General features: G+C 66.5%; 12 protein-coding genes. 8 read left to right on the top strand and 4 right to left on the bottom strand.

Annotated elements, in window-relative coordinates:
- Window positions 1-3 precede the first annotated feature (3 nt).
- On the bottom strand, window positions 4-870 hold the full coding sequence (locus ACPFMA_RS16780; protein WP_064304087.1) for a LysR family transcriptional regulator: 867 nt from the start codon (window positions 868-870) through the stop codon (window positions 4-6).
- Between the two features lie 91 nt (window positions 871-961).
- On the opposite strand from ACPFMA_RS16780, the gene ACPFMA_RS16775 reads away from it, so the two are divergent.
- Window positions 962-1,405 carry a multidrug/biocide efflux PACE transporter gene (locus ACPFMA_RS16775; RefSeq protein ID WP_064304088.1) on the top strand — a complete coding sequence of 148 codons (444 nt, stop codon included), beginning with the start codon at window positions 962-964 and terminating at the stop codon, window positions 1,403-1,405.
- A gap of 123 nt (window positions 1,406-1,528) precedes the next feature.
- On the opposite strand, the gene ACPFMA_RS16770 is transcribed toward ACPFMA_RS16775, so the two are convergent.
- Window positions 1,529-2,005 (bottom strand): MaoC family dehydratase, encoded by a 477-nt coding sequence (locus tag ACPFMA_RS16770; protein WP_240500657.1) that lies wholly within the window; start codon window positions 2,003-2,005, stop codon window positions 1,529-1,531.
- A gap of 57 nt (window positions 2,006-2,062) precedes the next feature.
- Here ACPFMA_RS16770 and ACPFMA_RS16765 point away from each other — a divergent pair, with 57 nt between their 5' ends.
- From ACPFMA_RS16765 to ACPFMA_RS16740, 6 genes are all read left to right on the top strand, one after another.
- Entirely contained in the window at window positions 2,063-2,917 is an 855-nt protein-coding gene (locus tag ACPFMA_RS16765) for an AraC family transcriptional regulator (protein ID WP_064304090.1), read from the top strand.
- Window positions 2,918-2,970: 53 nt separating this feature from the next.
- The gene (locus tag ACPFMA_RS16760) at window positions 2,971-3,378 is read left to right on the top strand and encodes a DUF2000 family protein (RefSeq protein WP_064304091.1); all 408 of its coding nucleotides are present in this window, start codon (window positions 2,971-2,973) and stop codon (window positions 3,376-3,378) included.
- Entirely contained in the window at window positions 3,371-4,009 is a 639-nt protein-coding gene (locus ACPFMA_RS16755; protein WP_425928263.1) for a LysE family translocator, read from the top strand. Before ACPFMA_RS16760 ends, ACPFMA_RS16755 begins: the two co-directional genes overlap by 8 nt.
- A gap of 182 nt (window positions 4,010-4,191) precedes the next feature.
- Entirely contained in the window at window positions 4,192-4,725 is a 534-nt protein-coding gene (locus ACPFMA_RS16750; protein ID WP_064304093.1) for an RNA polymerase sigma factor, read from the top strand.
- Entirely contained in the window at window positions 4,722-5,549 is an 828-nt protein-coding gene (locus ACPFMA_RS16745) for a FecR family protein (protein ID WP_425928262.1), read from the top strand. Before ACPFMA_RS16750 ends, ACPFMA_RS16745 begins: the two co-directional genes overlap by 4 nt.
- 113 nt (window positions 5,550-5,662) lie before the next feature.
- Window positions 5,663-8,074, top strand: coding sequence for a TonB-dependent siderophore receptor (locus ACPFMA_RS16740; protein ID WP_425928261.1), 2,412 nt, complete (start codon window positions 5,663-5,665; stop codon window positions 8,072-8,074).
- 49 nt (window positions 8,075-8,123) lie between these two features.
- Here ACPFMA_RS16740 and ACPFMA_RS16735 read toward each other — a convergent pair whose 3' ends face one another.
- Window positions 8,124-9,269 (bottom strand): GGDEF domain-containing protein, encoded by a 1,146-nt coding sequence (locus ACPFMA_RS16735; protein WP_420058844.1) that lies wholly within the window; start codon window positions 9,267-9,269, stop codon window positions 8,124-8,126.
- Window positions 9,270-9,511: 242 nt separating this feature from the next.
- Between ACPFMA_RS16735 and ACPFMA_RS16730 the strand changes: the two genes are divergently transcribed.
- Entirely contained in the window at window positions 9,512-10,909 is a 1,398-nt protein-coding gene (locus tag ACPFMA_RS16730) for an ATP-binding protein (RefSeq protein ID WP_425928260.1), read from the top strand.
- On the opposite strand, the gene ACPFMA_RS16725 is transcribed toward ACPFMA_RS16730, so the two are convergent.
- Entirely contained in the window at window positions 10,891-13,689 is a 2,799-nt protein-coding gene (locus tag ACPFMA_RS16725) for an ATP-binding protein (protein WP_425928259.1), read from the bottom strand. The genes ACPFMA_RS16730 and ACPFMA_RS16725 overlap by 19 nt on opposite strands.
- Between the last annotated feature and the right edge of the window lie 344 nt (window positions 13,690-14,033).

Here is a 14,033-nt window from a genome sequence, read left to right as displayed (position 1 = left end):
TTGCTAGTGCGGCCAGGCTTGCACCAGGAAATCCCGAACCGCCTTGATCCGCGCACTTTCCCGCAACGAACGGTGGGTACACAGCCACACCTCGCGGGTCAGCCCGGGCATGTCCATCACCAGTTCCAGTGTCGGCGTCAGTTTCGCCGTGCGTTTTTCCACGATGCCGAGCCCGGCCCCGGCGATTACCCCGTCGTAGATTCCGAGGGTCTGGTTGCAGCGCAGCCACGGCGGGGGTGCGCCGTCGAGGCCTTGCCACCAGGTTTCCAGGTCCTGGTCCAGGCGTGACTCCTCCAGGCCGACGAAGTCGAGGTTGGCCCAGTCGCGCGCGGCGAGCGCCGGGCGGTGACGGTCCAGGTAGTGGCTGGCGCCGTACAGCGCGAATTCGATCTCGCCCAGGGGCTCGGCGACCAGGTCGCGGGTTTCCGGCTCGGCATAGCGCAACGACAGGTCGGCCTCGCGTCGCGCCAGATTGACCGGGTGTGGCGTGGTCAGCACCTCCATGTCCAGCAGCGGATGGCGCGGGCGGATCGGTGCGAGCAGGGCGATCACCAGGAATGACAGCCACTCGTCGGCATTCACCCGCACCGTGCCTTCCACGTTCTCTGGCGAGTCGGCCTCGCGCAGGATCTCGTTGGCCGCGCCTTCCATTTGCTCGGCCAGGCCGGCGATACGCTGGCCGAACGCAGTGGGCAGGCAGCCGGTGGAACTGCGCTCCAGCAATTGCCCGCCGAGCTGTTCTTCCAGCGCATCCAGGCGCCGCGACAGCGTAGCGGTGCTTAGGCGCAAACGCTGGGCCGCGCGTTTGAGGTTGCCGGAGCGAACCACGGCAAGCAGGACGTGCAGGTTGTCCCATTCGAGTCGTTTCATATTTGCAACCAGTGCTTGGGATATTGGCTGTTGAGGTACGGAAATGTAGGTCATAAGCTGGCCGGGTTCAAACCTTTCCAGGAGTCATCCCATGACCACCGAAAAGACCCTGCTCACCCGCATCGTCCATGCGCTGGGCTTCGAATTCTTCGCCGTGCTGCTGTGCGCACCGACCATCGCCCTGGTGATGGGCAAGCCGCTGATGAGTGCCGGGCTGCTGACCCTGGCCATTTCGGTCACCGCCACCTTGTGGAACATGCTCTACAACGTCCTCTTCGACCGGCTGCAACGGCGCATGGGCTTCACGCGCACGCCATGGGTACGGATCGCCCATGCCCTGGGTTTCGAAGGCGGCCTGATCCTCGCTGTAGTGCCGGCGGCAGCGTGGTGGCTGTCGATCGGGCTGGTGGAGGCGTTCCTGATGGAGGTGGGCTTGCTGGTGTTCCTGCTGCCGTATACCTACCTGTACAACCTGGGCTTCGACCGGTTGCTGGAGCGGCGGCGGGGTAAGGTCGGGAAGCTGGTGTGCGGCTGAAGGCGGACGCGGACCCTGTGGGAGCGGGTTCACCCGCGATTGCTATGGTGGATTCACTACCGCAATCGCGGCGGTTCGGCGCTCCGATGAACCCGCTCCCACAGGGTCCGCGTCGTTTGAGGGCTAGCTGTCCTTGCGGAAACACAACACCTTCGAAACCAGCTTCTGACAAACCTCTCCTGCCTGGTTACGGGTCAACGACTCCACCACCACAAAGCCCCGGTCCGGCTTCGACCGCGACGGCAACAGCTCCAGCACCGTGCTGGTGACCTTGAGCACATCCCCCGGCCGGGTTGCTCGCGGCCAGCTGATTTCCCCGCCTGCCCCGATCACCCCGCGTGACAATGGCAGGCTCTGTACCAGCAGTTTCATGGTGATCGCCGCCGTGTGCCAGCCACTCGCGGCGAGCCCCTCGAAGAAGGTTTCCTTGGCGGCATCTGCCTCGATATGGAAGGGTTGTGGGTCGAATTCTGTAGCGAAACGGATGATCTGCTCGGCGTCCAGCGCATGCTCCTCGCTGACAAAAACATCGCCAACCGCCAGGTCATCCAGATAGATTGTATTTCCTGCTGGCATTTTTCCGGTCTCCTTGAGCTTCACGAGTCAGGCGTCCATCCTCCGGCTCCGCAGCCCGCCATTCAACCCCCGACGGCCCTTATGAGCGTTGAATCACACGACACCCGCGACAACGACTGGCTGCACATGCGCCGCGACGCGGAAACCGGGATCGAGAGCGTCCATGCGCATTTCGAGGGCCATGCCTACGATCCCCATGACCACGACGAAATGCTGCTGGGCGTGACCCAGCAGGGCGTGCAGCAATTCAGTTGCCACCGCTCGCTGCACGTGAGCACGCCGGGCCGGGCCATCCTGATCGAGCCCGGTGCCGTGCATGACGGTCATGCCCCGGAGGCCGAGGGCTTTACCTACGCCATGCTGTACCTGCCGCAACCCTTCGTCAGCAGCATCACCGAGCGCCTCGGCATCGGCGATGCGTCCAGCCTGCAGGCGGCCTTCCACAGCACCCTGACCGACGATGCGCAGCTGATCGGCGCGATCCAGCAGGCGTTCCATGCCCTGCACAACAACGAGGGGCGGCTGGCAAGAGACCAGGGCATTGACCACCTGCTCGGCACGCTGGCGCGTCATGTCTGCCTCAAGCCGGCTTCGCTGCGCCGCGATTCGCCGCAGGAACTGCAACGGGCACGGGATTTCCTGCACGCGCAGATGGCCTATGACGTCAGCCTCGAAGAGCTGTCGACCTTCTCCGGCGTCGATCGGTTTCGCCTGACCCGGCAATTCAAGAAAGCCTTCGGCCAGTCGCCTCACGCCTACCTGGTACGCCTGCGCCTGCGCACGGCACGGGCCCTGTTGGCGCGCGGCATGAAACCGGCGGAAGTGGCGGCGCAGACCGGCTTCTCCGACCAGAGCCACCTCGGCGTATGGTTCCGCCGCGCCTTCCGCATGACCCCGGCGGCTTATCGCCGACAGTGCACAAACCTTACAGACTGACCCGCCTCCCGACTCCGATCATGGCGCCTCGCCTTTGATTTGGAGTTTTCCCGATGTTCGATAGCAAAGTAGCCATTGTCGTACGCAACGACCTTGCCATCTGGCAGCGCCTGAATGTGGTGGCCTTTCTTTCCACCGGTATCGCCGCTGCCGCGCCCGAGGTCATGGGCGAGCCCTATGTGGATGCCGCCGGCAACCGCTACGGCAAGCTGTTCGGCCAGCCGATGATGATCTTCGAAGGCGATCTGGCCGGGTTGCAGAAGGCGCATCGTATCGGCCTGGAGCGCGGCCTGACCTTGTCGCCCTACGTCCAGGCGATGTTCGCCACCGGCCATGACGCGGCCAATCGCGAGGTGTTCCTCGCCGAGGATCCGTCCAGCCTGAACCTGGTGGGCCTGGCCCTGCGCGGGCCGAAGAAGGCCGTGGACAAGGCGTTGAAGGGGCTCGCATTGCATGGCTGAGTTCACTGGAATGAGTACCGTGACGCTGTGGGGCTTCTGGTGCTTCGCCATGGTCTTCGTGGTGATTCCCGGCCCGGACTGGGCCTACGCGATCGCCGAAGGGCTGCGTGGCAAGGGGGTAATGGCGGCTGTGGCCGGGTTGCTTGCCGGCTATGTCGCCTTGACGCTGGTGGTGGCGGGCGGCTTCGAGGTGCTGGTGGCGGGCAACACCACCTTTGTCACTGGCTTGAGCCTGGTGGGCGCGGCCTATCTGGCCTGGCTCGGCGTGGGGCTGTTGCGCAATCCGCCGGTGGCGCAGGCGGGGGCCGAGGCGGGAGCGACCAGCCGGCTCGGACAGTTCGTGCGCGGCGCGCTGGTCAGCGGGTTGAATCCGAAGGGCTTCCTGTTCTTCGTCGCCTTTGTCCCGCCCTGGACCAATCCCCAGGCGGGGCTGGGCATCGCCGGGCAGATCGTGGTGCTGGGGCTGATCTACACGGCCAGTTGCGCGGTGGTGTATTCGCTGGTCGGGTTGGGCGCCGGGGTGGCGCTGCGCTCGCGGCCAGCGGCGACGCGCTGGGTCGGGCGAGTATCGGGTGGGGCGATGCTGGTGCTGGCGGTGATGCTGGTGTGCTCGGAGAGCGGGTTGGTGTGATGTTGATAGTGATGGCCTCATCGCCGGCAACGCCGGCTCCCACAGGTTCGCGTGCACCGCCAACCCTGTGGGAGCCGGCGTTGCCGGCGATGAGGCCCTGACAGTCACCAGACAACATGCCTTGGCAACGCTTCCCTAATGCATATAATGCGAACCACTCCCATTCGCATACCCTGACGCTCATGCCCGATTCCACCTCCAACCCCGAACTGATCGGGGCCCTGGCGCTGCATTACGATGATCTGGTCGCCTATATCCGCCGGCGCTTCCAGGGCAGCCAGTTCGCCCGCGAGGTGGTGCATGACGTCTGCGTGCAGTTGCTGGAGAAGCCCCCGCAGCAGCCGGTGAAGCTGCCGTTCGCCTTCCTGCGCAAGGTGTCCTTCAACAAGGCCATCGACCGCCGCCGCGCCGATAACAGCCGTGCGGCGTTGATCGATTTCACACCGGACGTCCCCGACTGGCATGTGCACGACCTCGACGGCGCCGCCAGCCTCGACTTCGAGCAGCAACTGCATGCTTTGCTGGCCATCGTCGACAGCCTGCCGGCCCGGGCCCGCCAGGTGTTCCTGTTGCACCGCATTCACGGCATGCCACAGAAGGAGATCGCCGCCGAGCTGGGCATTTCCCTGAATATGGTCACCCAGCATTTCTCCCGCGCCATGCACACCATCGCCCGCCAGTGGGAACCGGCCCGCCGGGCGCTGGCGACGGCATGACAGACGCCCGCAAACCCGCCGATGCCCTGACGCCTTTCGAGCAGGCCCTGCGCGAGCGCGTCCCGTCCCGCGAAGCCCTGCTTGCCGAAGCCAAGGCCCAGAGCACCCGCCAGCGCCAACGCAAGCGCGCCCTCGGTGGCGGGCTGTCGGTGTTGCTGCTGGCTGCAGCGGCCTGGGCCTTCGATCCGTCGTACTACAGCGACGAGGTGCGCGTCGCCATCGGCCAGCGCGAGCGCCTGACCCTGGCCGACGGCAGCCAGCTGGTCCTCGACAGCAACAGCCACCTGCGCATCGAGCACCGCCTGCGCAGCCGCCAGTTCGAGCTGCTGCAGGGCGAAGCGACCTTCACCGTGGCCCACGGCCCACAGCCCTTCATCGTGCGCAGCCAGGGCATCGCCGTGCGCGATATCGGCACCGTGTTCAACGTGCGCAGCGACAGCCGCGGCGTCGCCGTGGCGGTGGTGGACGGCGAGGTGGAGGTCTCCAGCACCGCCGTCGCTGCACAGCGTCTGCTCGGTGGCCAGCAGGTGCAGGCCAGGGACGCGCAGATCGGCCAGGTCACCCCGGTGGACCCGGCGAGGGTCATCGCCTGGCAACAGGGCAAGCTGCGCTTCGACGGCACGCCGTTGCGCGAGGTGATCGTCGACCTGCAACGCTATCGCCAGGCGCCGATCCACCTGTTCGACAGCCGGGCTGCCGGCCAGCGGCTTTCCGGTGAGTTCGACAGTGCTGCGGTGGAGCCGCTGCTCGATCTGCTGCCGTCGATCCTGCCGATCAATGTGGAGCGTGCTGCCGATGGCCAGGTGTCGATCCGCAGTCGTTGATGGAAAAGAGAATATTTTTCATTCCTGGCCTCAACATTTTTCCGGTCCCATTCGCCACTCCCTGTGAGCGTCGATTCAGAACGCGTTTTTCGACTGCACTATCGGGGAGTCCAATGAGCATCTACACCACATCGCGCCGCTTGCGCCGCCTGTCGTTGCTGGCCGTCAGCATCACCCTGGCAACCAGCCTGCAGGCCCAGGAGGCCCGGCATGCCGTGAGCCTGCCGGCCCAGCCGCTGGACCAGGCCCTGAATGCCCTGGCCGGGCAGACCGGGGCGCGCATCCTGTTCGCCACCGACAGCGCCGAGGGTCTTCAGGCGCCGGCCCTGAGTGGCGACGTCACGGTGGAGCAGGCCCTGCAACGGCTGCTGCGTGGCAGCCGGTTGAAACTGCAGAGAACCGGGGACGGCAGCTACCTGGTGTCCAGCCCGGCTTCGGCCGACGACGGTGCGCTGCAACTGGACGCCACCAGCATCAATGCCAGCGGCCTTGGCGCCACCAGCGAGCGTACTGGCTCCTACACCACCGGGACCATGAGCAGCGGCACCAAGCTGGCCCTGACCCCGCGGGAAACCCCGCAGTCGGTGAGCGTGGTGACCCGCCAGCGCATCGAGGACCAGGCCATGACCACCCTCGGCGATGCGGTGAAGTACACCACCGGCCTGACCCTGACCAAGTGGGGCGGCGAGCGCGAGCGCTTCAACTCCCGGGGCTTCCAGCTGAACAACCTGATGGTCGACGGCATTCCGGTGGCTTACGACGAAGCCAGCCTGTCCACCGGTCTGTTGTCCATGTACGACCGGGTCGAAGTGGTGCGTGGCGCCTCGGGCCTGATGGAGGGCGCGGGTTCCCCGGGCGGCTCGATCAACCTGGTGCGCAAGCGGCCCACCGGAACCTTCCAGGGCAGCATCACCGCCGGTGCCGGCAGTTGGGACGACTACCGCGGTGAACTGGACCTGAGCGGCCCGCTCAATGCCAGCGGTACCCTGCGCGGGCGCACCGTGCTGTCGCTGCAGGACCGCAACGCCTATATCGACGACTACCAGAACCGCCGCAGCCTGTTCTACGGCGTGCTCGAAGCCGACCTCGACGACGCCACCACGCTCGCCGTGGGCTACAGCTGGAGCCAGGACAACAACCCCGGCGCCGACTGGAACGGCCGCGGCACCAATGCCGATGGCAGCTTCCTCGATATTCCCCGCTCGACCCGGATGAGCCCGAGCTGGTCGTACTGGGACAAGGAAAGCAGCACGGTCTTCGCCGACATCACCCACCGCTTCGCCAACGACTGGACGGCGAAGTTCGCCGCCACCGCGCTGCAAAGCCAGATGGACATGTTCGGTTCCTACCTCTATCGCCCGGACGAAACCTCCCGCGACCTGGGTTTCGGCTTCGGCAAGTACCACTACGAAAACACCCAGGCCAGCCTCGACGGCTATGCCAGCGGTCCGTTCGAACTGTTCGGGCGCAGCCATGAACTGGTGGTGGGCGGCAGCTACCGCCAGCAGGATATCGACGACGGCCCTGGCGGCTGGCCCCTGGGCTTCGTCTACGAGTTCGACCCGCTGGCGTTCGATGGCAAGGGCGTGCCCAAGCCTGGCATCACCGATGCCTGGTCGCGGGACGGCAAGATCGACCAGTCCAGCGTCTACTTCACCGCGCGCTTCAGCCTGACCGACGCCCTGAAGATGGCCGCAGGCGGGCGCCTGGACTGGTACGCCTACGAACTGACCACCCACTCCGGCACCTGGACCGGCAACGACGAGTACAAGGCGACCCGGGAATTCACCCCCTACCTGGGCTTCACCTACGACCTCAGCGACACCTACACCGCCTATGCCAGCTGGACGCGGATCTTCAATCCACAGAACTACAACAGCGCCGGTGGCGGCCTGCTGGATCCGCAGGAAGGCAGCAACTACGAGGTCGGGCTCAAGGCGGAGTACTTCGACGGGCGCTTGAATGCCAGTGTCGCGCTGTTCCAGATCGACCTGGAAAACCTGCCGGTGCAGCTGGATGCCGCCACCTGCGGTGCCATGCCGGACTGCTATGGCGCGTCGGGCGAGGTGCGCAGCCGGGGCGTCGAGTTCGAGATCAGCGGCGAAGTGCTGCCGGACTGGCAACTGTCGGCCGGCTACACCTACAACTACGCCAAGCACCGCAAGCCCAATGACTATGCGCCGATCGGCACCCAGTCCAGCGGCGAGCGCTACGGTACCAACCTGCCGCTCAACCTGTTCAAGCTGGCCACCAGCTACCGCCTGCCGGGTGACTTGAATCGCTGGAAGGTCGGTGGCGGTCTGCATGTGCAGAGCGATATCTACACCAGCGCGGGCATCGAGCAGGGCGGTTACGCGGTGACCGACCTGTTCGCCAGCTACGATGTCGACCGGCACCTGACCCTGAGCCTGAACGCCAACAACATCTTCGACCGCGACTACTACTCCAGCATCATGACCACCGTTGGCGGCAATTTCGTCGGTGATCCACGTAACTATACGGTGACTGCCAAGTACCGCTTCTAACTCGGCGGGGTGCTTTCGGGCCCCATCGCAGCGATGGGGCCATCAGCAATCAGCGTGCATCCACCAGCCGGATACTGTCCCGGCCACCGCGCTTGGATTCATACAGCGCCGCATCGCTCTGTTCGATCAGCGCCGCCAGGCTGGCCGGCGGGTATTCGAAGAGGTTGGCGCCGATGCTCAGGGTCACCGGCTCCGGCGTGGCGAAGGTCGAGGCCTGCTGGCGAAAGCCTTCGCGCAGGGTGCTGCCGAGGGCGACGATGCGCTCGCTGGAGGCATTGCCCAGCAGGATCACGAACTCGTCGCCGCCCAAGCGTGCGGCCAGGGCGTCTTCCGGCAACCCGGCAAGGATCATTTCGCCCAGGCTCACCAGCAGCCGATCGCCCGCCGCATGGCCGTACAGGTCATTGACCAGCTTGAAGTTGTCGATATCGATCAGCAGCAGTGCGCCTGGCTGCTGCACCGAGACGTTTTCCAGCAGGCGTGGCGCGCGAACCTCCAGGGCGCGGCGGTTGTACAGGGTGGTCAGCGGGTCGCGGGCGGCGAGGCGGGCGATGCGTTTTTCCCGGCGGTAGCGTTCGCTGCCGGTCATCGACAGGGCGATCAGCATCAGTGCCACGGCGCCTTCCACCAGGGAGATCTGGATGATCTCGCCACGGAACGAGGCCAGGTCGAGCAGGGTCCCGGGAACCATCGCCAGGCACGCCTTGAGTACGTAGAACAGGCCGTGGCCGAGCATCACATAGCGCAACTGCACGGCGCCGACGCTGAGGGACCTGCCGTGAGGCCGCAGCAGGGCACTGGCGCGCAGGGCCAGGACACCCACCAGGCCGGCATTGAAGAAGGTCATGACCTTGGACCACCACTGGTCCTCGGGGAGCAGGAGCAGCGCGCCCCACAGCACGAAGATCAGGTACCAGGCCCGCGACAGGCGGGTTTCGGTGAAGCGCGCCACACCCAGGAGGAACAGCCAGTGGGCGGTCACCAGCAGGCCGTTGGCGAACCAGATGCCCAGCACCAGCAGGCCGCTGCTGCGCATCAGGGCCAGGGTCGAGCCGATGGTGATGGTGGCAAAGCCGGCGCTCCAGAACAGCAGCGAGTTTTCCCGCACGCTGCCCCATTCGATCGCCAGGTAAAGCGCGGCGGTCGCGGCGAGAACGACGGTGAGGACCAGCATGGTAGGGGGATCGAGCGCCATGTACTGACGGGACCTTTCTTCTTAATTACGAATGGGGCGGGATTGTAAGCTGTTGAAACGTTTTTTCGGAGCGTTGTGGAGGTTTTGTCATGCGTCTTTCGTCGTTGTGGCTGGTGGCCTCATCGATCCATGTCCGTCCCCACCCCCCGATTGTCCGTATACCGCCCCCCGCCACGGTTGTCCCTTCGTGATCCCTTGCCAAGATGGACAACAAGGACTTTCGCCGTCGGAGGAGGATGCCATTGGGTACGCTGGCCCGGGATTCAACTGCCGTCGAGGCCGTGCGCTTCGACCGCTTCATCGTTCACATCGGACAACGCCTGCTGTTGGCTGACGGCCAGCCGCTGCGCCTGGGCGGGAGGGCGCTGGACATTCTCCTGGTGTTGCTGGAGCACGCCGGCAACGTGGTGGACAAGCACACCCTGCTGGCCCGGGTCTGGCCCGACAGCGTGGTCGAGGACATCAACCTGCGGGTGCATATTGCCGCCCTGCGCCGGGCCCTCGGCGAGGGCTTCATCATCAACCTGCCCGGCCAGGGCTATCGCTTCGCTGCGCCGGTTTTGCCGGCAGAGCATGCCGCCGTGCTCGCGCCTGATGTGCCGACGGGCAACCTGCCCACCCGCCTGAGCGGCATCGTTGGTCGCGACGAGGAGCTGGCGAACCTGGCGCCGTTGCTGGCCCGGCGCCGCCTGGTGACCCTTACCGGACCGGTCGGCGTGGGCAAGACCCGACTGGCCCTGGCCGCCGCGCAGGAGCAGGGCGGACATTGGCGCGATGGCGTGTGGCTGCTGGATTTTGCCCGCGGGCAATGCGCGGACGAGGCGCTGGCGGGGTTGCTGCAGGACATGGGCCTGCAAGCGAACCCTGGGTGTACCCTTGGCGGCCTGCCAGCCTTTTTGCAGCAGCGCCGCCTGCTGCTGGTGCTGGACCATTGCGAAGCCTGCCCCGGGTTCAGCCGCCGCTTGGTCGAAGCCATGCTCGCGCTGGCGCCGGGAGTGAGCCTTCTGCTGACCTGCCGCGAAGCGCTGCGCATGCGCGGCGAGACCGTGGTTCCGGTAGCGCCTTTGGCGGTCCCCCCCGGCGACGATGCATGCAGCGTCGAGCAATTCATGAACTATGCGGCGGTGCGTCTGTTCGTTGGCTGTGCCCGGGCCCGGCAGGCGGATTTCCAGCTGCGCCCGCAGGATCTCAAGACCGTTCGCGACATCTGCCGGCAGCTCGATGGCTTGCCCCTGGCCCTGGAGCTGGCCGCCGCGCAGATCGAGGTGTTCGCCCTGGTCGGCCTGCGCGCGCAGTTGAGCGAAGGCTTGCAGGTACTCAATCGTGGCCGGCGCACCGCCGAGGCCCGGCATCAGTCGTTGAAGGCGGCGCTGGACTGGAGTTTCCAACGCCTGGGCAGTGAAGAGCAGCACGTGCTGCGCTGCCTGGCCGCCCTGGGCCGCGGGTTCAGCCTGGAGCAGGCGGTGCACCATGGCTCCAGGGTCGGCCTCGGTCCGTTGGTAACCGCCCGCGCGGTGCAGCGACTGGCCGCCAGTTCGATGTTGGCGCTCGACCCGGAATCAGCGCGCTATCGGTTGCTCAACAGTACCCGCTGGTACCTTGAGGACGCGGCCGCCAGCTATCACTCGGCACCGGCGTAGCCACCGACCTGGGGCTCGTGTTGCGCCAGGCGCTCCATCAGTTGCCGCGCGCGGCGCAGCTCGGCGGTGGCGAAGCCTTCCTGGAAGCGTCCATGCACCGCTGCCAGCAGTTGCCGCGCCGGTTGCGGCCGGCCATCTTCCAGCCACAAGCCGGCGAGGGCGGTGGCGCTGCGCAACTCCCAGGCCAGTGCCCGTTGCTTGCGCGCCAGCCCCAGGGCCTTGAGCAGCAGGTTCTCGGCTTGCTGGCGCGCCTGGGCAACACCTTCGGGCAATTGCGCTGCATAAGCGCACAGCAGGGCGGCGCTGGCCCAACCGGCATCACCGCTCTGCGCCCGTTGCAACAGGGCACTGTCCACCCGGCCCGGGACCAGGGTGGCGAGCAGGTCGCCGATCAGGCCGCCGGCCGGGCCTGCTGGCGCTGCGTCAGTCATTGCGAAGGCCCAGGCATAGTGCTCGGACCAATCGCGGAACAGCCCCACCGAATGGCGCTGCGACTGCTCGCGCAGCAGGCGCACCCGTTCCTGCGCCAGCGCGTGTTCGCCGTTGTACCAGGGAATGACGCAGCCGCTAAGGGCGAGGGTGTAGCACAGGGTGGTGCCGTGGTCGATCTGCTGCGCCAGTTGCAGTGCCTGGCTGGCGCTGCAGGCCGCCTGCTCGGGCAGGCCCTGCAGCCAGAGAATCCGCGCTTGCAGGGTCAGGGCCGCGACGCTTTGGTCGTATTGCACGCCGAAGCCATGGGTAAAGCGGTTGAGCCGGCCGCTTTGGGCCATGCGTTGCAGGGCGGCGTCGGACTCGCGCCGGGCGCCGTCCTGCGCGCCGCTGAAGTGCAGGCCCAGGCCGCGCAGGCGCTGGGCGCTGAGGGCCAGTTGCGGATCGTGGTCGAGGCCGCGCCGGTCGAAGTCATGGCTCAGTTGCAGGGCGTGCTGGTACTCGCCGCGGCTCAGGTACACCGCCATGTTCCCGGAAATCGCCCGGAGCAGGCCGGGCAGGTCGCCGTTGGCTTGCGCCAGGCGCGCGGCACTGGCGAAGGCATCGAGGGTCTGCGGTGTACCGCCGTGGTCGTGGTAGCTGAAGGTACCCATGGCCAGCTTGAGGTTGATCGCCAGGCTGCTTCCCGGGTGGGTATCGGTTTCCAGGCGCAGCAGGGCCTTGCGGATATGCCGGCCATGCTCGGACAGCAACGACAGCTCTTGCCACAACGGAGCCGAAGCGGCGGTCAGGCGTGCGGCCAGCAGGCCCGCTTCGGCATTGGCGAAGCCCCATTCCAGTGCGCCGCGCAGATCGTCGAGGCTGCGTGAATAACGTTCCAGCCATTGCTCGGGGCTGGTCCTGGCCCACTCCCGTTCGGCCTGTTGCATGATCGCCAGGCAGCGCTCGGCATGCCGCTTGAGCGTCCCGGCCAGTTCGCCCGCCTGCTGCAGCTTGTCCAGGGCGTAGCAGCGGGTGGTGTCGAGCATCCGGTAAAACACCTCTTCATCGCCGACATCGACATTCAGCAGCGACTGGCTGACCAGTTGGCTCACCGCATCGCGCACCTGGTCCGGGGCCAGGCGCTCGTCGGCGGCCAGGGTCATGGCCGAGGCCAGGCTGAAACCGCCACGGAACACGCTGAGGCGGCGCAGCACGGTGCGTTCGCTGTCTGCCAGCAACTGGAAGCTCCAGTCGAGGGTGGCGCCGAGCAGGTGCTGGCGGCGTTCATCGCCCTGGCCCGGCAATAAATGGCGGCGCAGGTCGGCGAGCAGGGCGTCCGGGCCGAGTACCGCCAGTTGCGCAGCCGCCAGTTCCAGCGCGAGCGGGATGCCGTCCAGATGCCGGCAGATGGCGACCACCGTGGCCAGGTTGGCGGCATCGAGTTCGAACTGCTCCTGATTGGCGATGGCACGTTCGACGAACAACTGCACGGCGCCGTACCTCAAGGCCTGCGCCGGATCCCCGGCAGCCTCGGGCAGCGGGCATTCCAGGGCATCCAGGCGCAGTACCGCCTCACCCTCGGCGCGCAGGCTTTCGCGGCTGGTCACCAGGACCTGCAATTGCGGCGCGCCACGCAGCAGGTGCTCGCAGAGGCTGGCCACCGAATCGACCAGGTGTTCGGCGTTGTCGATCACCAGCAGCAGGTGGCGGCCGCGCAAGTGCTCGCACAGGGCGTCCAGCGGCGCTTGGTCGGGCAGGGCGAGGCCGAGCACGCCGGCCAGGTTGCCGAGGATGGTGGACGGTGTGCCGAGCGTGCTCAGGTCGAGCAGACGGATACCGTCGCGGTACAGCCCTATCGACTGCTCGGCGACGCGCAGGGCCACGGTGGTCTTGCCGATCCCGCCCGGGCCGGCGAGAGTCAGCAGGCGCTGGCGCGACAGTTGCCCGAGCACCTGGTTGACCAGCATCTGCCGCCCGATCAGGCGGGTGCGGCGCAATGGCAGGTTGTGCGAGGCCGGCGCCGGCGCCTGGGAATCCTCCTCTTGCGCAAGCAGTGGCGCGACGAAACTGTAGCCGCGCTGGGCCACGGTAATGATGTAGCGCTGGCCGTCCTGGCCATCGCCCAGGGCCTTGCGCAGGGCCGCGATATGGACCCGCAGGCTGATCTCCTCGACCACGGTATCCGGCCACACCCGGGCCATCAGCTCGCTTTTGCCCAGCACTTCGCCGGGGCGCTCCAGCAACGCCAGGAGCAGGTCCATGGCGCGCCGGCCGAGGCGTAGGGGCCGGTCGTTCTCGACGATCAGGCGCTGGCCTGGAAAAACCCGATAAGGGCCGAACTTCACGGCCTGTTCACGGTGACGGCTCACATCCTGCTCCCGACGCTGTTCCGACTATCGGCACGAGCCTTGGCAAGGCTCTGGCCTGTGGTTTTTCAGCATGTTGGGGAGGTTTTTCCGACAAGGCAATGCCTGCTTGCGCCTTGCAGGCCTTTCGCGGCGACTAGGCTTGTCAGGCTTCGCTGTCAAAGCCCTACGGGGGCAGGGGGAATAATTAACAACGATTAACTCGTGTATCCCCCGTCCGCCCTCAAGAATTCCGCAAAAACCCCCATCGGAACGTCCACCATGACCGACCACGATGACCGCAACGACCCGACCCGGCGCCGCCTGCTCGCCGCCGGATCCCTCCTGACCGCCGCAGCGACCCTGCT

It is taken from the genome of Pseudomonas sp. NyZ201 (assembly GCF_049860765.1).
GTDB lineage: Bacteria > Pseudomonadota > Gammaproteobacteria > Pseudomonadales > Pseudomonadaceae > Aquipseudomonas > Aquipseudomonas bharatica.
This window is presented reverse-complemented; position numbering and strand designations above follow the sequence as displayed.

Bases quoted from the DNA above. Each gene is read 5' to 3' on its own strand.
- ACPFMA_RS16780 (WP_064304087.1), bottom strand. From the start codon at position 870: ATGAAACGACTCGAATGGGACAACCTGCACGTCCTGCTTGCCGTGGTT.
- ACPFMA_RS16775 (WP_064304088.1), top strand. From the start codon at position 962: ATGACCACCGAAAAGACCCTGCTCACCCGCATCGTCCATGCGCTGGGC.
- ACPFMA_RS16765 (WP_064304090.1), top strand. From the start codon at position 2,063: ATGAGCGTTGAATCACACGACACCCGCGACAACGACTGGCTGCACATG.
- ACPFMA_RS16760 (WP_064304091.1), top strand. From the start codon at position 2,971: ATGTTCGATAGCAAAGTAGCCATTGTCGTACGCAACGACCTTGCCATC.
- ACPFMA_RS16755 (WP_425928263.1), top strand. From the start codon at position 3,371: ATGGCTGAGTTCACTGGAATGAGTACCGTGACGCTGTGGGGCTTCTGG.
- ACPFMA_RS16750 (WP_064304093.1), top strand. From the start codon at position 4,192: ATGCCCGATTCCACCTCCAACCCCGAACTGATCGGGGCCCTGGCGCTG.
- ACPFMA_RS16745 (WP_425928262.1), top strand. From the start codon at position 4,722: ATGACAGACGCCCGCAAACCCGCCGATGCCCTGACGCCTTTCGAGCAG.
- ACPFMA_RS16740 (WP_425928261.1), top strand. From the start codon at position 5,663: ATGAGCATCTACACCACATCGCGCCGCTTGCGCCGCCTGTCGTTGCTG.
- ACPFMA_RS16735 (WP_420058844.1), bottom strand. From the start codon at position 9,269: ATGGCGCTCGATCCCCCTACCATGCTGGTCCTCACCGTCGTTCTCGCC.